This window comes from Sanguibacter antarcticus (assembly GCF_002564005.1).
GTDB lineage: Bacteria > Actinomycetota > Actinomycetes > Actinomycetales > Cellulomonadaceae > Sanguibacter > Sanguibacter antarcticus.
Genome location: NZ_PDJG01000001.1, coordinates 1,770,029 through 1,787,818, shown reverse-complemented (window position 1 = coordinate 1,787,818; position 17,790 = coordinate 1,770,029). Strand labels below are relative to the sequence as shown.

Genomic DNA, 17,790 nt, shown 5'->3' with positions numbered 1-17,790 from the left:
TGAATGCGAGAGCTTCCCGCTCCGACCTGCACCGGATGCTCGTGAAGACGTACCTTCTTGGTGACCAGCGGTGCGCGCTCGCGCGCAGTGCCCGTTCCTCTCCCACGGTGAAATGAGTTTCTCTATGTCTGTGCGCTCCGACCTGCGCAACGTCGCGATCGTCGCCCACGTTGACCATGGCAAGACCACCCTCGTCGACGCCATGCTCAAGCAGTGCGGCGCCTTCGGTGCGCACGCGCACGTCGACGAGCGCGCGATGGACTCCGGTGACCTCGAACGCGAGAAGGGCATCACGATCCTCGCGAAGAACACCGCTGTGCACTACTCGGGTCCTGCTGCCCTGGCCGCCGGTCAGACCGACGGCATCACGATCAACGTCATCGACACCCCGGGCCACGCGGACTTCGGTGGCGAGGTCGAGCGCGGCCTGTCCATGGTCGACGGCGTCGTCCTCCTCGTCGACGCGTCCGAGGGCCCGCTGCCCCAGACGCGCTTCGTGCTCCGCAAGGCGCTCGTGGCCAAGCTCCCCGTGATCCTCGTGGTCAACAAGGTGGACCGCCCCGACTCCCGCATCGAGGAGGTCGTCGCCGAGGCGACAGACCTTCTCCTGGGCCTCGCGAGCGACCTGCACGACGAGGTCCCCGACCTCGACCTCGACGCGATCCTCGACATGCCTGTCGTCTACGCGGCCGCCAAGGTCGGACGCGCGTCCATCAACCCGCCCGCTGAGGGCGGAGAGCTCGACAGCGAAGACCTCGAGCCGCTCTTCAAGGTGATCCTCGAGAAGATCCCCGCGCCGACGTACGACGAGGACCACCCCCTCCAGGCGCACGTCACCAACCTCGACGCGTCGCCGTTCCTCGGACGTCTCGCGCTCCTGCGCGTGTTCAACGGAACGATCCGCAAGGGCCAGACCGTCGCGTGGGCCCGCGCCGACGGCACGCTCCAGAACGTCAAGATCACCGAGCTGCTCGAGACAAAGGCGCTCGACCGCGTGCCGACGGAGTCCGCAGGCCCCGGCGACATCGTCGCCGTCGCCGGCATCGAGGACATCACCATCGGTGAGACCCTCACGGACCCGGACGACCCTCGCCCGCTCCCGCTCATCACGATCGACGACCCCGCGATCTCCATGACGATCGGTATCAACACCTCCCCGCTCGCGGGCAAGGGCGGCAAGGGTCACAAGGTCACCGCCCGTCAGGTGAAGGACCGCCTCGACAAGGAGCTCATCGGTAACGTCTCCATCCGCGTGCTCCCGACCGAGCGTCCGGACGCCTGGGAGGTCCAGGGACGTGGAGAGCTCGCGCTCGCCATCCTCGTCGAGCAGATGCGTCGTGAGGGCTTCGAGCTCACTGTCGGCAAGCCTCAGGTCGTCACCAAGACGATCGACGGCAAGCGAAACGAGCCGATGGAGCGCATGACGATCGACGTCCCCGAGGAGTACCTCGGCGCGATCACGCAGCTGCTCGCCCAGCGCAAAGGCCGCATGGAGACGATGTCCAATCACGGCACCGGCTGGGTCCGCATGGACTTCGTCGTGCCGGCTCGCGGTCTCATCGGATTCCGTACCCGCTTCCTCACGGACACCCGCGGGACCGGGATCGCTTCCTCGATCGCCGCTGGGTACGAGCCGTGGTTCGGCCCGATCGACACGCGCATCAACGGTTCGCTCGTCGCCGACCGCTCGGGCGTCGTCACGCCGTTCGCGATGATCAACCTCCAGGAGCGCGGCTCCTTCTTCGTCGACCCCACGCAGGAGGTCTACGAAGGCATGATCGTCGGCGAGAACTCGCGCAACGAGGACATGGACGTCAACATCACCAAGGAGAAGAAGCTCACGAACATGCGCGCTGCGAGCAGCGACACGTTCGAGAACCTCACCCCGCCGAAGCACCTCACCCTCGAGGAGTCGCTCGAGTTCGCCCGCGAGGACGAGTGCGTCGAGGTCACGCCGGACGTCGTCCGGATCCGCAAGGTCATCCTCGACCAGTCGGAGCGTGCCCGCGCGTTCTCGCGCCAGAAGAAGAACTGACGCACCACCTCACCCAGCAGTGCACCCGAGTGCATGGTCTGTGGCTGGTCGCTCCGGCGGTCCGGCCGCAGGTCATGCACTCGTCTGTCTTTCCCCCGAGGAGATTCCTGTGACAGACCCGTCGCCCGCACCGGTCGTGCCCCACGGACGGCTGCTCGTGGTTCACGCTCACCCGGACGACGAGACGCTCGCGACCGGGGGGCTGCTCGCTGCCTGGGCCGCGAGCGGGGAGCCCGTCACCCTCGTGACCTGCACGCGCGGCGAGCGCGGCGAGGTCATCGGTGACGAGCTGGCTCATCTCGAGGGAGACGGGCCTCGTCTCGCGGCACACCGCGAGACCGAGCTTGCTGCGGCGCTCCGAGCGCTCGGCGTCCAGGACCACGCGTTCCTCGACGAGCTCCCTCCACCTGCTCTGCCGCCCGCTGCTCTCGCCGCGCGCTACGAGGACTCGGGCATGGCGTGGGTCGGCGCAGGCGGTGCAGGGCTCAGCGGACGAGCAGGAGCCGCGGAGGTCGTCCCGCCAGACGCGCTCGTGGCAGGGGCGCTCGACGAGCAGGGCTCGCGCCTCGCAGAGCTGGTCCGGGTTCTGCGACCCAGCACGGTCGTGACGTATGAGCCTGGCGGCGGGTACGGCCACCCGGACCACGTCCGCGCTCACCAGATCGCGATGCGTGCGCTCGAGCTGGCGTCCGAGCCGTCTGAGACGTCGCCGGGTCATCAGCCTGCTGACGTGTGGTGGACGGTCGTCCCTGCTGGTGTGCTGCGTCGCGGCAGAGCACAGCTCGTCGATGCGGTGGACGCGGGCCTGGTACCGGCCGGTCCTGCGACGCTCGTCGACCCCGACGGCCCGCTGCCTGCCGTCGCCGCAGGCGACCATGCCGTCGTGGCCGTCCTCGACGCTCGACCGGTGCTCGACCGGGTCGAAGGAGCGTTGCGTGCGCACGCGACGCAGGTCCACCGCCTCGTCCGCGTCCGCCACAGCGCCTCGGGCGACGACCACGTGCTCGTGGGTGCGTACGCGTTGAGCAACGACGTCCTCGTGCCGTGGCTCGGCACGGAGTTCTACGCCCGTGCGACCGGTCCGGACGCTGGTCCGTCACAGCCTGTGCCCAGCGTGGAGAGGTAGCCTCACGATCATGTCTGCCCGTCCCCGCTTCTCAGCCGTCACCGTGCTCGCGTACATCGGCGCGCTGGCTACCGGTGCTCTCGTAGGGCTGCTCGGCTCCGTCGCGCACCGGCAGTGGATGCCGTGGATCCTCGTCGTGGCTCTTGTCGCCGTGGGTGTCGCTGGGATCCTCGTCCGTGCATGGCTCGGTGGAGCAGGCATCGCCGCCTACGGCGTCGGGTGGCTTGTCGTCGTCCAGGTGCTGGCGCTGGTGGGTCCGGGCGGAGACATCCTGCTGCCTGCTCAGACCAGCACGTACGTGTGGATGATCGGTGGCATAGCGATGATCGGTCTCGCCGCGGTCGCGCCCCGCAAGTGGTTTCTCGACTGATCACGTCGTCCCTTTCGTGGACCTAGGGCCACGTAGACTGAGCCTGCGGGGGCTACCGCATCCAACTCATGTCCCGGGGGCTTCCCCGGCCTTCTTCGCGAGTGGAGCGAATTGATGAGCAGTACCGACGGGAAGTCTCAGACGTCTGACGAGACGCAGGAGACACCGGACGCGGTGGAGCCGCACGAGACGAGCGGCACGACCACGGGAGCAGACGACGCGCCTGCCGAACCAGCAGTCGTCGAGCCGGCAGGTGCGGCGGCATCAGAACCGGATGAGTCGGTCGTCGAACCCACGGCTCCGGCCACGTCCTCGGCTGAGTCGTCGGACGAGCCCGATCCTGTGGCCCCGGAACCAGCGACAGCTGATGAGCCCGAGCCGGAGCCAGCCGCCGTCGTCGAACCTGAGGCCGCAGCCGCAGCCGCAGCCGCAGCCGTGCCCGAGCCTGAGCCTGAGACCGAGGTGGCAGCGGCGCCCGAGCCTGAGGTCGCAGACGCGCCTGAGCCGGATGCGGTCGTGGCGGCCGAGGTCGTGCCTGAGCCCGCAGCCGCAGCCGCAGCCGCAGCCGTGCCCGAGCCTGAGCCTGAGACCGAGGTGGCAGCGGCGCCCGAGCCTGAGGTCGCAGACGCGCCTGAGCCAGATGCGGTCGTGGCGCCTGAGGTCGAGCCGGAGGCCGCAGCAGCGGCTGCTGTCGTCGCGCCCGAGCCTGAGGCTGTGCCGGAGTCCGTGGCAGTTCCTGAGCAGCCTGCAGTCGTGGAGCCAGAGCCAGAACAGGCACCTGAGCCTGACGTCGACGTCGCAGAACCGGTCGAGACCGTCGTGCCTGTTGCCTCGTCTGCCCCGGCCGTAGAGCTCCCGATCATCCTGCGGACAGCGCCTACGGCTGACGTGGACACGGACGCGGACGCGACGGATGCCGCACCTGCGGACGCCGCGATGATGCTGCCACCACGTGAGCAGGGCCCCGAGTCGACCGATGCGGCAGACGCCTCGCCGGTGGCGGAACAGCTCGCTCCCGAGACCACTCAGACGGACGCCGGAGACCCGACAGTCGTCATCCCTGCTACTGCCCCGGCTCCTGCGAGCGTGGAGCCTGCGGGTACTCCTGAGGCGTCGGGGCCGAGCACATCAGCCCCCGCCGCACCTGTGGCTGCGGCTCAGCCGGAGGCGGTGCAGGCCGAGACGCAAGGATCACCGCTCAGCGTCTTCGACGGCCCGGCGGCTCCGAGCCGTGTGCCTCGGGTCCTGCTCTGGTCCGGGCTCGGTCTCCTCATCGCGGCCGGCGCCTACCTCGGTACCCAGTGGTACTTCGCTGACCAGATCGCGCGCGGCACGACGGTCGCAGGCGTGGATATCGGAGGGCTCGACCCCGACGAGGCGACCGCGCTGCTCACGTCAGAGCTCGGCGGGATCGCGAGCCAGCCCGTCCCCGTCACAGCAGGCGAGGCGGCAGGGACCATCGACCCCGTGACCGCCGGTCTGACGTTCGACGCGGAAGAGACCGTCGCTGGGCTCACGGACTTCACGCTCGATCCAGCTCGGCTGATCGCCCAGATCGCCGGCGGCGACGCCGTCGAACCTGTCACGGTCGTCGACGACTCGCTGTTCGACGCCGCGACAGAGGCGCTCACCGTCGACCTCGAGACGCCAGCGACGAGCGGTACGGTGTCGTTCGTCGACGCAGCCGCTGTCCAGACCCCTGCCGTCGAAGGGACGTCGGTGGACCACGACGTCCTCCGGGAGCGGATCGTCGAGACATGGCTCACAGCCACGCGGCCGATCGAGCTCGATACCGTCCCGCTGGAGCCTGAGATCACCCAGGCGGAGACAGACGAAGCCTTCACCGAGGCGCAGCGCGTCGCCGCGGCACCGGTCTCGGTCGCTGTCTCCGGCCAGGTAGCCGAGCTCCCGGTCGACGCGCTCACGGCTGGTGCGACGTACGTCCCGGTCGACGGGGCGCTCGTCTTGACGTTCGACGGACCGACGCTCGTCGAGGCCGTAGTCGCGCGGACGAACAACCTGCTCGCGAACGCAGCCGACGCCAGCTTCGAGTTCGTCAACGACGTGCCACAGATCGTGCCGGGCACGCCTGGGACCACGCTCGATCCGACAGAGCTCGCGGAAGCCGTGCAGGAGGCAGCCCTCGGAGACGACCGGACAGCGACGCTCGAGCTCTCGGCGAGCGACCCGGCACAGTCCACCGCGGCGCTCGAGGAGCTGGGCGTCCGAGAGATCGTCAGCGAGTTCTCGACCCCGCTCACCAACGAGCCGGACCGGACGGAGAACCTGCGCATCGCCGCCGAAAAGGTGACCGGGACGCTCGTCCGCCCCGGCGAGACGTTCTCCTTGCTCGACACCATCGGACCGATCACGACGGCGAACGGCTACCTCCAGGCGCACGTGATCGTCGACGGCGAGATCACGAACGGGACCGGCGGAGGCCTGTCCCAGATGTCGACGACGACGTACAACGCCGGATTCTTCGCCGGGATGATCGACGTCTCCCACACCCCGCACAGCTACTGGTTCAGCCGGTACCCAGAGGGGCGCGAGTCGACGCTGTACGAAGGTTCGATCGACATGCAGTGGCGCAACGACTCGCCCTACGGTGTGCTCATGCAGTCGTGGGTAGCGGACGGTCTCGTGCACGTCGCAGCCTGGAGCACCCCGTACTACACGGTCGAGACCAGCACATCGGCTCGGTCTAACGTCGTCGAGCCGACCACCCAGCACAAGAGCGGCCCCACCTGCAGCCCGCAGAGCGCCGGATCGTTGGGATTCTCCGTGTCCGTGTGGCGCAAGGTGACGGTGACCGAGACCTCCGAGGTCGTCGTCGACGAGACGAACTCGTGGCGCTACAAGCCGCAGAACGCGGTCGTCTGCGACCCGTGACCCCGAGGGGCCGGTGCCGGCCCGTCGCCCCGCCCCATCCATGCCCGTCCCATCCACGCCCCCAGATGAGGTAGACCCATGCTCGGCAAGAGCGGACGCGAGTCCGGACCCCACGCAAGCCTCGCTGCGTCCGTCGGAGGGTGGCCAGGGGGAGGATCCGAGCTGCTGGACCTCGGGTCGACGAGCCAGACCCTCGCGACGGTCGCGAGCATCGAGAACCTCTCAGCAGTCGTGCACATCGGGCACCCGGCGCAGCCTGCACCCGAGCTCGAGCGCACGCTCCTGTCAGCAGACCGGTCGCTCGTCCTGACCCAGGCGGTCCCTGTCCCGTCCGAGTGGACGTGGGTCGGCCGCACGGCGGACGCGCACGGGGCGGCAGTCGTCGACGAGGCAGGCATGCGCGACTGCAGGCACGTCCTGCGTGCGATGGGTCTGAGCCCGCGGCTCGTCCCGACCATGACGTCCTTGGCCGAGCGCATCCAGGTCGCGGGAGACTCCGGCACGCTCGTGGTCGAGCGCTCCGCGATCCCTCACGGTTTCCAGGAGCTCGCGGGGAGCGACCGGCTGCAGCAGATCCCGCTCATCTGGTACGGACTGCTCGAGACCGCAGGGACGCCGCAGGAGTTCTCGAACCCCGCGCAGGTCTGGCTCGCGTTCGGCCCGCGGGACGACCACCGCGGGTCTCTGCAGGAGACGCTAGGCGTCATCTCCGCTGCGGGCATCGACCTGCAGCACCTGCGCAGCCAGCGGTCGCAGGACGGGCCGCACGTCTTCCTCACGTCCTTCACGTGCAGCGACTCTGGCGCTCTGCACCAGCTCTTGGGCGAGTTCCGTGCGCGGGGCGTGGCGCTGCGGGTGCTCGCCGTGCTGCCCGGGCAGGAGTTCATCCCCGGACCTGACGCACTGACCCCGTTGTGGGCACCGTCTGCGGTCGTCGGACGCTGAGCGACCGGTGACCACGCCGGACGCGGGCTCGCGGCTCGCCTACCTCGGGCCCGACGGGACCTTCACGCACGAGGCCGCGCTGCGGTGGGCCCAGGCTCCCGGCGCGCACGGTATCGGTCTCGAGGCCGTCCGGACGGTCGCTGAGGTCTACGACGGCGTCGAGTCAGGTGCGTTCACGCACGGCGTCGTGGCGATCGAGAGCTCTGTCGAGGGATATGTGGTGCCGTCGCTCGACGCGATCGTCAGTGCCGAGAACGTCGTGGCGGTGGACGAGACCTTCGTCGAGATCGCCTTCGACGCCTTCGCACGGCCAGGGGCGACCGAGCAAGTCACCCAGGTGACGAGCCATCCCCACGGTCTGGCCCAGTGCCAGTCCTTCGTCACCGGGAGGGACCTCCTCGCCGTGCCTGCGGCGTCGAACGCTGCGGCCTGCCGAGACGTGCAGGCAGGGCAGCTCGCTCTCGGCCCGCGCATCTGCGGCGAGCTCTACGGGCTCCAGACCGTTGCACGCGGCGTCGAAGACTTCCACGGCGCACGGACGCGGTTCCTCCTCGTGACGAGCCGAGACGTCGCCGCTCGTGCACGGCCTGCTGCGCTGGACGGCGACGCCTGGCGGACGATGCTCGCGATCACGCCCCACGCCACGGGCCCTGGCGTCCTGGCGCGCATCACGCAAGCGTTCGGCGCGCTCGGCGTCAACCTCTCGAGCCTCATCACACGCCCGGTGAAAGCGCTCGAAGGACGCTACGTCTTCATCGTCACGATCGACGGCGCGCCGTGGGACACCGGGGTCCGCGGGGTCCTCGAGGGACTTCTCGCAGCCGGGGACTCGCTGAAGACGCTCGGGGTCCTCCCAGCGCGTGGCGAGCTCGACGGCACGGTCGACGCCCACCGCGTGCCTTCCGGGAGCGTGCGCGTCGACGCGTCGGATGCAGTTCTCGACCGTGGGCTCTTGTGGTCGCCCGCCGTGACCGACGGGGTGGTCGGCTCATGACGCTTCCGCAGGGGCCCGTCGCGGTCGTCGGGCTCGGTCTCATCGGCGGGTCCTTGGCCCGGGCGCTGGTCCGCGCAGGGATCGACGTCGTCGGCTGGGACCCGGACCCTCGGACGATGGTGGCAGCGGAGGCCGCCGGCGTCCGTGCGGTCGAGTCCATCGAGGAGGCGTGCACGGCGCAGCCGTGGCTGATCGTGCTCGCCGTGCCCCTCGTCGTCGTCGAGCAGACTGCGCGCGCCGTGGCGCTGGCAGTCTCGCCCGGCGCCGTCATCACCGACGTGGGCAGCGTCAAGGGTCCTGTCCGTGACGCGATGGTCGCCGCAGGTCTGGCCACGCAGTTCGTCGGGGCGCACCCGATGGCGGGCACCGAGCACAGCGGCTTCCACGCGTCTCACCCAGACCTGCTGGTGGGGGTGCGCTGGGCCGTGACCCTCGACGACACGACTCCGCTGGACGGGTTCTGCTCGGTGGTCGAGCTCCTCGTCGAGGTCCTCGCGGGGACGGTGCACCCGCTGAGCGACAGCGCGCACGACGAGGCGGCCGCACTCATCAGCCACGTCCCGCACGTGGTGGCCACCGAGCTGCTCAACATCGTGGCGCACTCGAGCATCAGAGACGTCGCTGTCGGGCTCGCGGCGGGCAGCTTCCGTGACGGGACGCGCGTCGCACGGACAGACCCGGCGCGGACGGAGGCGATGATCGTCGAGAACGCCGGCTGGGTCGCTCCTGCGCTCCTGCTGGCCGCCCGTGACCTGGAACGACTGGCTCAGGACCTCGAGTCGAACGCGCCGACAGGCTGGTTCTTCTCGCGAGGCGACGCGCTGCGCTCCGGCGGTGCGGACCTGGGATCTCAGGCGCTGCGGACCATGGTGCTCCGCGCGGACGACCGTTGGCAGTCGGACCTCGCGTCCTGGGGAGCGCGTGGCGGTCGGATCACGGGGATCGGCGAGGCATCGAGCCTCGTCGTCGAAGACCCGCAGGTGTGACGGCAGGGGCTCCCGGTGGGATCACCCCCGGCTGCGTCGCACGGGTGGTGGGGGGACCTGCTTGCCCAGCGCGATCTCGGACGCTGGGACGTCCACCGGACCAGACCGCGTCTCGAGAGTGACTCCTGTCACGTCCGTCCTCGTGATCGTGCCGATGACGTCGCTGAAGAGATGCGTCGCGTCAGCAGGCAACCTGCGGCGGATCATCACGCGAGTCCCGGTCTCCCAGGAACGCCAGGGGGGACCGTCAGCCTCCGGTCGTGGCTGGGTGATGTCGTCGACCATGGCCGGTAGTCCTTCCACACAGTGGGCACGCGGGATCAGGCGCGCGTCGTCTAGGCGATAATAGGAGCCGTACGCCGTCTGGCGTGCTGATCGTCTGGACTGGAGTCCGGGAAGGACCTCGAAGTGACCTACGTGATCGCTCAGCCTTGCGTCGATGTCAAGGACAAGGCGTGCATCGAGGAATGTCCTGTCGACTGCATCTATGAGGGAAAACGGTCCCTCTACATCCACCCCGACGAGTGTGTGGACTGCGGCGCCTGCGAGCCTGTCTGCCCCGTCGAGGCGATCTACTACGAGGACGACGTCCCCGAAGAGTGGAGCGAGTACTACAAGGCGAACGTCGAGTTCTTCGACGACCTCGGGTCTCCCGGTGGTGCAGCGAAGATGGGCGAGATCGACAAGGACCACGCGGTCATCTCTGTTCTGCCACCGCAGGTCTGAGGAGCTCGCCCGCCGTGGGGTTCGCCGACCTGACAGACCTCGTCTTCCCCTGGGACACGCTCGTGCCGCTGGCCGACCGTGCGCGTGCGCACCCGGACGGCATCGTCGACCTGTCGGTCGGTACTCCCGTCGACCCGACGCCGGCGGTCGTCCAGGCTGCTCTCGCGGCGGCTGCTGACGCGCACGGGTACCCGACCACGCACGGATCACCTGCGCTGCGCGAGGCCGTGGTGGCGTGGTTCGAGCGCCGACGCTCGGTCTCGGGGCTGGACCCGGCGGCAGTCATGCCGACGATCGGCTCGAAGGAGCTCGTCGGGCTGCTGCCGTCGCTGCTCTCCCTCGGGCCGGGCGACGTCGTGGTCCATCCGGAGGTCGCGTACCCGACGTACGACGTCGGGGCTCGGCTCGCCGGTGCCACGCCGCTGCCCGCTGCGGGCGTCGACGACTGGGCGGGGAGGTCCGACGTGCGGCTCGTCTGGGTCAACTCGCCAGGGAACCCGTCAGGCACGGTGCTCGGCGTCGACGCTCTGCGAGAGATCGTGGACGCTGCCCGCGCGATCGGTGCTGTCGTCGTGAGCGACGAGTGCTACGCCGAGCTCGCGTGGACCGAGCCGTGGGCGTCTGAGGGCGTGCCGAGCATCCTCGACGCTCGCGTGAACGGTGGGTCTCACGAGGGTCTGCTCGCCGCGTACTCGTTGTCGAAGCAGTCCAACCTCGCGGGCTACCGGGCTGCGCTCGTCGCTGGTGACCTCGCTCTCGTGACGCGCCTCGTGGGGCTGCGCAAGCACCTCGGGATGATCGTCCCCGCACCTGTCCAGGCCGCGATGATCGCGGCTCTCGCCGACGATGCGCACGTCGCCGCCCAACGAGAGGTCTACCGCAGGCGCCGCGAGGCGCTCGTGGCTGCGCTCTCTGCGACCGGTCTCGCGATCGACGGCTCCGAGGCGGGTCTGTATCTCTGGGCGAGGTCTGCTGACGACCCGGGACGCTCTGGCTGGAGCATCGCCGCCGAGCTCGCGGAGTCCGGTGTGCTCGTCGCGCCCGGCGCGTTCTACGGCGCGGCCGCGGAGCGGCACGTCCGCGTCGCGCTCACGGCGACGGACGAACGGATCGACCAGGCGGCACAGCGGCTGGGCGTGCGCTGACGGGTGCACGACGCCCCGCGTCGATGTGGTGTGATTTGTCTCACTGTCGAATGTTGGTCGCCGAACCTTCATCAATTGGGCACGAACCGGTAGAGGCGGTACCGTCACCTTGGGCCGACGTCGACTTCTCTGAAGGATCGACTGTGGTCATCCGCGGCGCCGACAGGGCCGAACAGGAGGAGCACCGCTCCACCCGACCGGGTGAGACGTGCAGCAGGAAGGGAAGATATGCCGGACACCCAGCAAGCAAGGGTCACGCTCAGCGTTGGCGACGAGTCCCAGGTCCTCCCGGTCGTGCAGGCTACCGAGGGGAACGACGGGATCGTCGTCTCCTCGCTGCTCAGCAAGACCGGTATGGTCACGGTGGACCCCGGGTTCATGAACACGGCGTCGTGCGAGTCTGAGATCACCTACATCGACGGAGATGCGGGAATCCTGCGGTATCGGGGATACCCGATCGACCAGCTCGCAGAGAAGTCCACGTTCCTCGAGGTCGCGTACCTCCTCATCCACGGCGAGCTACCGACCCCGGTCGAGCACGACGCGTTCGTGGAGCGTGTGAACCGTCACACCCTCGTCCACGAGGACTTCCGCACGCTGATGGGGACGTTCCCCCGCACCGGGCACCCGATGGCGGTGATGGCGTCTGCCGTCAACGCCCTCTCCACCTTCTACCCCGAGTCTCTCGACCCGTTCGACGACGAGACCATCGAGCTCGCGACGGTGCTGCTCCTGGCGAAGTCGCGGACCATCACCTCCTACCTGCACCGTCGCCGCGTCGGAGAGCCGCTGCTGTACCCCGACTACTCGCGCGGCTACGTCGACGACTTCTTGCGCATGACGTTCGCGGTCCCGTACCAGCAGTACGACTCGGACCCCACCGTCGTGGACGCGCTCGAGAAGCTCCTCATCCTCCACGCCGACCACGAGCAGAACTGCTCGACGTCGACGGTCCGCATCGTCGGGTCGAGCCAGGCGAACGTCTACGCGTCCGTCTCGGCCGGGATCAACGCGCTCTCGGGTCCGCTGCACGGAGGCGCGAACGAGTCGGTCCTCAAGATGCTCACCGAGATCAAGGGGTCGGGGACCGGTGTCCACGACTTCATGAAGAAGGTGAAGGACAAGGAAGACGGCGTCCGGCTCATGGGGTTCGGCCACCGCGTCTACAAGAACTACGACCCGCGTGCCGCGATCGTCAAGAAGAGCGCCGACGCGGTGCTCTCAACCCTCGGCAAGCGGGACGAGCTGCTCGACATCGCGATGGAGCTCGAGGAGATCGCTCTGAGCGACGACTACTTCATCGAGCGCAAGCTCTACCCGAACGTCGACTTCTACACCGGCCTCATCTACAAGGCGATGGGCTTCGAGCCCGCCATGTTCACGCCGTTGTTCGCCCTGGGCCGCATGCCGGGCTGGATCGCCCAGTGGCGCGAGATGATGCGGGACCCGCAGACGAAGATCGGTCGCCCACGTCAGATCTACACGGGTGCGACCGCGCGCGACTACACGGACCTCTCGGCCCGCTAGCGCACCATTGAACCGCGCCGCACCTGAGCGGCGTCTGACGAGAGACCGACGGCGGGGACTCCTGGTCCCCGGCGTCGGTCTCTCGTCGTCTGTGGCGGGACTGCCCTGGCGTGCGGGCGGGTCGTCAGGCGGACGCGAGCCGGAGCCGGACGGCTCCTGCCGGGATGTGGGATGCAGGATCCACGACCGCGGTCCACTCGCGGGTGGCGCGGGTCCAGACCTGGTCTCCGACGAGCACCGCGTCGACCTCGGTGGCACGAGCTGTCGCCACCGCCCACTGCGCGACAGCCCACGAGACGCGGGACTCCTGCTCGGGCTCCGGCGCGAGCGGTGCGACCTCCACGAGGACAGAACCTGTCCCGAGGTCGGCAGTGACCGGAAGGTCACCGAAGTCGCGGAGGATCCGAGCACGCACGACCTCGAGCGCCGAGGCAGTACCCGCCTCGTCGGTGAGGTCGGTGTCCTCGAGCGGGTCGAGGGTGCACGTCACGGCAGCCGCCGAGTTGCCCGTGAGGGCCGAGGCCCACGCCCGGGAGCGGTTCTCGTGCTGAGCGTAGGCATCGGGGAATCCGGACCGCTGGACCGCCTGGGCCGCCTCGGTGACCGGAAGCTCCGTGTATCCGGCGATCTGCTCCAGCCCGTCGAAGAACGCGTTGGTCGAGTAGACCGGGTCCATGATCTGCGCGATCGTTCCCCAGCCCTGGGACGTGCGCTGCTGGAAGAGCCCCACCGAGTCCCGGTCGCCGTAGTCGATGTTCACGAGCTTCGACTCCTGCAGCGCGGTCGCGAGGCCGATCGTGGCAGCCCGGGCAGGCATGGTCCGCTTCACCGTGACCGCGGCGATGAGCGCGGCGTTGTCGGCCTGCGCCGCTGAGAACGACCAGGTGGTGCCGTCGACCTCCACCGAGCAGGCTTCACGGCGGGGGATCACCGGTACCGTGCGGTCCAGCAGCAGGACGACCCCGGTCACCGCGAGCGCTCCCACCACGCTCACGACGATGACGCGACGCAGGGCTCCCCGCGAGCGGGAGCGCCGGGGCACGCCGCGCCTCAGTTCGCGTGGAGAGCTGCGTTGAGCTCGATACCGACGCCTGCGCGCGACACCGCCTCGACGCCGCCCGTGAGCGAGTTGCGACGGAGCAGCAGGTTGTCCTGGCCGGCGAGCTCGCGCGCCTTGACGACCTGGTCTGCACCGTCGCCGACGCCCGACCCGACGACGACGACCTTCGTTCCTGCAGTGACGTACAGCCCGGCCTCGACGACGCAGTCGTCGCCCAGCGGGATCCCGATACCGGCGTTCGCGCCGAGGAGGCACCGCTCACCGAGGGCGATGACCTCACGCCCGCCGCCGGAGAGCGTCCCCATGATCGAGGCCCCGCCACCGACGTCGCTGCCGTCGCCGACGACCACGCCTGCCGAGATGCGGCCCTCGACCATCGAGGTGCCGAGGGTGCCGGCGTTGAAGTTCACGAAGCCCTCGTGCATGACGGTGGTGCCCGACGCGAGGTGGGCTCCGAGACGGACCCGGTCGGCGTCAGCGACCCGAACACCCGACGGGACGACGTAGTCGACCATCCGCGGGAACTTGTCCACACCGATCACGGTGACGGGGCCGCGTGCGCGCAGCCGTGCGCGGACGCTCTCGAAACCGTCGACCGCGCACGGGCCGTGATTGGTCCACACGACGTTCGCGAGCACGCCGAAGAGTCCGTCGAGGTTCTGTCCGTGGGGGGCGACGAGCCGGTGCGAGAGCAGGTGCAGGCGCAGGTAGGCGTCGGCGGCGTCGGCCGGGGCCTCGTCGAGGTCGATCTGGGTGAGCACGACGACGACCTCGACGTCGCGCGCGGCGTCGGAACCCGCCAGTGCACTCAGGTCGGCAGGTGCCTCTGCTCCGGAGGGCGCGCTCCCCAGCGCGGGGGAGGGGTACCAGACGTCGAGGGTGGTGCCGCTGGTCGTGACGGTGGCGAGGCCGTATCCCCATGCGGGGCGCGAGGTCGTGGAAGTCATGGTCCAACACTAGGCGGCGCACGCTGCGAGCACCGCATCCCACGATCGCGCTGGACGTGCCGAAGGACCCTGGGCAGGAGCGATATGGTCGACTCATGCTTCCAGCCGATCCCACCGACGTGCCCGTCCTCCGACTGACAGGCGACGTCGTCGCGCTCGCTCGCGACCTGTGCGACATTCCCTCGGTGAGCGGGGACGAGGCCACGATCGCTGACGCAGTCGAGGCTGCGCTGCGTCCCTACGAGCACCTCGAGGTGACGCGCAACGCTCACGCGGTCGTCGCCCGGACGGTCCAGGGTCGTGCCCAGCGGGTCGTCGTCGCGGGCCATCTCGACACCGTGCCGATCGCGGACAACCTGCCGGTCCGCATCGTCGGTGAAGGGATCCACCGCGAGCTGTGGGGACGCGGCACGGTCGACATGAAGGCCGGGGTGGCGGTGCAGCTCGCGCTCGCGGCAGAGCTCGTCGCGCCGTCGCGAGACATCACGTGGATCTTCTACGACAACGAAGAGGTCGCGTCCGAGCGCAACGGGCTCGGTCGGCTCGTGCGAGAGGCCCCAGAGCTGGTCCAGGGCGACTTCGCCGTCTTGTGCGAGCCGACGGCGGCCGGGATCGAGGGCGGCTGCAACGGCACGCTGAGGGTGCACGTCCGTGTCCCTGGGGTAGCCGCCCACTCGGCACGGGCATGGATCGGGGTCAACGCCATCCATGGCGCGAGCGAGGTGCTGCGGCGTCTCGCGGACTACGAGCCCCGGTCGATCGAGGTCGAGGGCCTCGTGTACCGCGAGGGGATGAACGCCGTCGGGATCCGGGGAGGTCTCGCCGGGAACGTCATCCCGGACGAGTGCGTCGTGACGGTCAACTTCCGGTTTGCTCCTTCGCGTACGCCCGAGGAGGCGCTCGAGCACGTCCTCGAGCTCTTCGACGGCTTCGAGGTGACGGTCGACGACCTCGCAGCAGGGGCACGTCCGGGGCTCGACGCGCCGATGGCTGTCGAGTTCGCCGACGCGGTCCTCGGACTCACCGGCGGGGTCCCCGCACCGAAGTACGGCTGGACCGACGTCGCACGGTTCGCCGAGCTGGGGATCCCTGCTGTGAACTTCGGTCCTGGCGACCCGCTGCTGGCGCACAAGGACGACGAGCGCTGCCCGGCGTACCAGATCGAGGTCTGCCATGCTGCGTTGCTGGCCTGGCTCGCGGCGTAGCCCGGCGACCAGCGAGAAAGAGTAGGCCGTCCCATGAATGTGGACCTAGGCTCGGAGCCATGACAGACGAGGGAATCGCACAGGTCGGCAAGGGCTACCGCAAGGGTCCGGTGATCCTCCGAGGGCACCAGATCCCGAAGGAGACGACCGACCAACGGTTGCTCGACCGTCAGGACGACACCGACTGGGTGCACGGCGATCCCTGGCGCGTCATGAGGATCCAGAGCGAGTTCGTCGAGGGGTTCGGCGCGCTCGCCGAGGTCGGGCGCGCCGTGAGCGTCTTCGGTTCGGCGCGCACGCAGCCGGACCACCCGGACTACGCGCTGGGCGAGCAGGTCGGGCGCGGTCTCGTGGAGAACGGGTATGCGGTGATCACCGGTGGTGGCCCCGGCGTCATGGCGGCCGCGAACAAGGGCGCCAAGGAGGCCGGCGGGCTGTCCATCGGTCTCGGGATCGAGCTCCCCTTCGAGCAGGGCATGAACGAGTGGGTCGACCTCGGCGTGAACTTCCGCTACTTCTTCGCCCGCAAGACGATGTTCATGAAGTACTCGAGCGGCTTCGTCGTGCTGCCTGGAGGGTTCGGCACGTTCGACGAGCTGTTCGAGGCGCTGACCCTCGTCCAGACGCACAAGGTCACGGAGTTCCCGATCGTCCTCGTGGGAGCGGCGTACTGGGGAGGCCTGCTGGACTGGATCAAGACCGCTGTCGTCGACCGCGGCATGATCAACCCCATCGACCTCGAGCTCCTCAAGGTGGTCGACGACCCCGACGAGGCGGTGCGGATCGTGTGCACCCACAACGAGGCGCTCCGAGCCGCCGCAGACGCCGAGGCGTGAGACCAGCGGGGCCCGACGGCCGGACCGAGGCAGAGCCCGGAGCGAGCACCGACCCCGGCGTGCGCGGCGACCCCGTCCCACCACGGGCTCCTGCGCTCGTCCTGCGCGGGCGGGCTGTCGGCGCCAGCTCACCGGCCGTCATGGCGATCATCAACCGGACCACCGACTCGTTCTTCGCCGGCGCCCGACAGATGGACGAGGACGTCGCGCTCGAGGCGGTCGCCCGCGCGGTGGCCGACGGCGCCGAGATCGTCGACGTCGGCGGTGTCCGTGCGGGAACAGGCGAGCCGGTCACGGTGAGCGAGGAGATCCGACGCACGGTGCCGTTCGTCGCGCACGTGCGTGAGGCATTCCCTCAGGTGCTCGTGAGCATCGACACCTGGCGCTCCGAGGTCGCCCGTGAGGCGGTGCTCGCCGGCGCCGACCTCATCAACGACACGTGGGCCGGGCACGACCCGAAGGTCGTCGAGGTCGCAGCCGAGACCGGCGCGGGGATCGTGTGCTCGCACACCGGGGGAGCCATCCCCCGGACGGACCCGTTCCGCGTCGCGTACCCGCTCTCCGGCGACGCCCCCCAGGGCACCGACCCGCGCGACGGGGTGGTTCTCGACGTGATCGCGACACTCCTGCGCGCTGCGCAGCGCGCCCGGGCGTGCGGTGTGCCGCCGGAGTCGATCCTCGTCGACCCGACGCACGACTTCGGGAAGAACACGTGGCACTCCCTCCACCTCGTCCGGAGCACGCAACGTCTCGTAGAGCTCGGGTACCCGCTCCTCATGGCGCTCTCGCGCAAGGACTTCGTCGGCGAGACCCTCGGGCTCCCCGCGGAGGAACGGCTGGAAGGCACGCTCGCGGCGACCGCGCTCGCGGCCTGGATGGGAGCGAGCGTCTTCCGCGCGCACGACGTCCTCGCCACGCGCAGGGTGCTGGACATGGTGGCGGCGGTCCGGGGGGACCTTGCGCCGCTGCTCGCGGTGCGCGGGATGGAGTGAACGT

16 protein-coding genes are annotated in these 17,790 nt (G+C 69.6%); 13 read left to right on the top strand and 3 right to left on the bottom strand.

Features of this window, described 5'->3' with window-relative positions:
* Positions 1 to 124: 124 nt before the first annotated feature.
* The 7 genes from typA (at position 125) to ATL42_RS08125 (ending at position 9,348) form a co-directional block, all read left to right on the top strand.
* Positions 125 to 2,035: a translational GTPase TypA gene (typA, locus tag ATL42_RS08155; RefSeq protein WP_098454920.1), complete on the top strand. Its 1,911-nt coding sequence runs from the start codon at positions 125 to 127 to the stop codon at positions 2,033 to 2,035.
* 109 nt (positions 2,036 to 2,144) lie between these two features.
* Entirely contained in the window at positions 2,145 to 3,161 is a 1,017-nt protein-coding gene (locus ATL42_RS08150) for a PIG-L family deacetylase (protein ID WP_245862303.1), read from the top strand.
* A 10-nt stretch (positions 3,162 to 3,171) separates the two neighbouring features.
* Complete coding sequence (locus ATL42_RS08145) at positions 3,172 to 3,531, top strand: DUF6113 family protein (RefSeq protein ID WP_098454919.1); 360 nt, start codon at positions 3,172 to 3,174, stop codon at positions 3,529 to 3,531.
* Positions 3,532 to 3,645: 114 nt separating this feature from the next.
* A complete protein-coding gene (locus ATL42_RS08140) occupies positions 3,646 to 6,423 on the top strand; it encodes a VanW family protein (RefSeq protein ID WP_098454918.1) in 2,778 nt (925 codons plus the stop codon).
* A 78-nt stretch (positions 6,424 to 6,501) separates the two neighbouring features.
* Positions 6,502 to 7,368, top strand: coding sequence for an ACT domain-containing protein (locus ATL42_RS08135; protein WP_098454917.1), 867 nt, complete (start codon positions 6,502 to 6,504; stop codon positions 7,366 to 7,368).
* A 7-nt stretch (positions 7,369 to 7,375) separates the two neighbouring features.
* Positions 7,376 to 8,362 carry a prephenate dehydratase gene (locus ATL42_RS08130; RefSeq protein WP_169925368.1) on the top strand — a complete coding sequence of 329 codons (987 nt, stop codon included), beginning with the start codon at positions 7,376 to 7,378 and terminating at the stop codon, positions 8,360 to 8,362.
* Positions 8,359 to 9,348 carry a prephenate dehydrogenase gene (locus ATL42_RS08125; protein ID WP_143556716.1) on the top strand — a complete coding sequence of 330 codons (990 nt, stop codon included), beginning with the start codon at positions 8,359 to 8,361 and terminating at the stop codon, positions 9,346 to 9,348. Before ATL42_RS08130 ends, ATL42_RS08125 begins: the two co-directional genes overlap by 4 nt.
* 21 nt (positions 9,349 to 9,369) lie before the next feature.
* Here ATL42_RS08125 and ATL42_RS08120 read toward each other — a convergent pair whose 3' ends face one another.
* A complete protein-coding gene (locus ATL42_RS08120) occupies positions 9,370 to 9,633 on the bottom strand; it encodes a putative acetyltransferase (protein WP_211281790.1) in 264 nt (87 codons plus the stop codon).
* 123 nt (positions 9,634 to 9,756) lie between these two features.
* Here ATL42_RS08120 and fdxA point away from each other — a divergent pair, with 123 nt between their 5' ends.
* From fdxA to ATL42_RS08105, 3 genes are all read left to right on the top strand, one after another.
* On the top strand, positions 9,757 to 10,074 hold the full coding sequence (fdxA, locus tag ATL42_RS08115) for a ferredoxin (protein WP_098454914.1): 318 nt from the start codon (positions 9,757 to 9,759) through the stop codon (positions 10,072 to 10,074).
* A gap of 14 nt (positions 10,075 to 10,088) precedes the next feature.
* Positions 10,089 to 11,219 (top strand): succinyldiaminopimelate transaminase, encoded by a 1,131-nt coding sequence (gene dapC, locus ATL42_RS08110; protein WP_098454913.1) that lies wholly within the window; start codon positions 10,089 to 10,091, stop codon positions 11,217 to 11,219.
* Positions 11,220 to 11,447: 228 nt separating this feature from the next.
* On the top strand, positions 11,448 to 12,746 hold the full coding sequence (locus ATL42_RS08105) for a citrate synthase (protein ID WP_098454912.1): 1,299 nt from the start codon (positions 11,448 to 11,450) through the stop codon (positions 12,744 to 12,746).
* 124 nt (positions 12,747 to 12,870) lie between these two features.
* On the opposite strand, the gene ATL42_RS08100 is transcribed toward ATL42_RS08105, so the two are convergent.
* On the bottom strand, positions 12,871 to 13,788 hold the full coding sequence (locus ATL42_RS08100) for a hypothetical protein (RefSeq protein ID WP_245862302.1): 918 nt from the start codon (positions 13,786 to 13,788) through the stop codon (positions 12,871 to 12,873).
* 8 nt (positions 13,789 to 13,796) lie between these two features.
* Positions 13,797 to 14,753 (bottom strand): 2,3,4,5-tetrahydropyridine-2,6-dicarboxylate N-succinyltransferase, encoded by a 957-nt coding sequence (gene dapD, locus ATL42_RS08095; RefSeq protein WP_098454911.1) that lies wholly within the window; start codon positions 14,751 to 14,753, stop codon positions 13,797 to 13,799.
* Positions 14,754 to 14,848: 95 nt separating this feature from the next.
* Between dapD and dapE the strand changes: the two genes are divergently transcribed.
* The 3 genes from dapE to folP are packed head-to-tail and all read left to right on the top strand — an operon-like array spanning position 14,849 to position 17,786.
* A complete protein-coding gene (dapE, locus tag ATL42_RS08090) occupies positions 14,849 to 15,958 on the top strand; it encodes a succinyl-diaminopimelate desuccinylase (protein WP_098454910.1) in 1,110 nt (369 codons plus the stop codon).
* A 59-nt stretch (positions 15,959 to 16,017) separates the two neighbouring features.
* On the top strand, positions 16,018 to 16,794 hold the full coding sequence (locus tag ATL42_RS08085) for an LOG family protein (protein ID WP_098454909.1): 777 nt from the start codon (positions 16,018 to 16,020) through the stop codon (positions 16,792 to 16,794).
* 59 nt (positions 16,795 to 16,853) lie between these two features.
* Positions 16,854 to 17,786, top strand: a complete 933-nt coding sequence (gene folP / locus ATL42_RS08080) for a dihydropteroate synthase (protein ID WP_425443212.1) — start codon at positions 16,854 to 16,856, stop codon at positions 17,784 to 17,786.
* Positions 17,787 to 17,790: the final 4 nt, after the last annotated feature.

Bases quoted from the DNA above. Each gene is read 5' to 3' on its own strand.
- ATL42_RS08085 (WP_098454909.1), top strand. From the start codon at position 16,018: ATGACAGACGAGGGAATCGCACAGGTCGGCAAGGGCTACCGCAAGGGT.
- ATL42_RS08120 (WP_211281790.1), bottom strand. From the start codon at position 9,633: ATGGTCGACGACATCACCCAGCCACGACCGGAGGCTGACGGTCCCCCC.
- dapD (WP_098454911.1), bottom strand. From the start codon at position 14,753: ATGACTTCCACGACCTCGCGCCCCGCATGGGGATACGGCCTCGCCACC.
- dapE (WP_098454910.1), top strand. From the start codon at position 14,849: ATGCTTCCAGCCGATCCCACCGACGTGCCCGTCCTCCGACTGACAGGC.
- typA (WP_098454920.1), top strand. From the start codon at position 125: ATGTCTGTGCGCTCCGACCTGCGCAACGTCGCGATCGTCGCCCACGTT.
- ATL42_RS08105 (WP_098454912.1), top strand. From the start codon at position 11,448: ATGCCGGACACCCAGCAAGCAAGGGTCACGCTCAGCGTTGGCGACGAG.
- ATL42_RS08125 (WP_143556716.1), top strand. From the start codon at position 8,359: ATGACGCTTCCGCAGGGGCCCGTCGCGGTCGTCGGGCTCGGTCTCATC.
- ATL42_RS08145 (WP_098454919.1), top strand. From the start codon at position 3,172: ATGTCTGCCCGTCCCCGCTTCTCAGCCGTCACCGTGCTCGCGTACATC.
- ATL42_RS08140 (WP_098454918.1), top strand. From the start codon at position 3,646: ATGAGCAGTACCGACGGGAAGTCTCAGACGTCTGACGAGACGCAGGAG.
- ATL42_RS08135 (WP_098454917.1), top strand. From the start codon at position 6,502: ATGCTCGGCAAGAGCGGACGCGAGTCCGGACCCCACGCAAGCCTCGCT.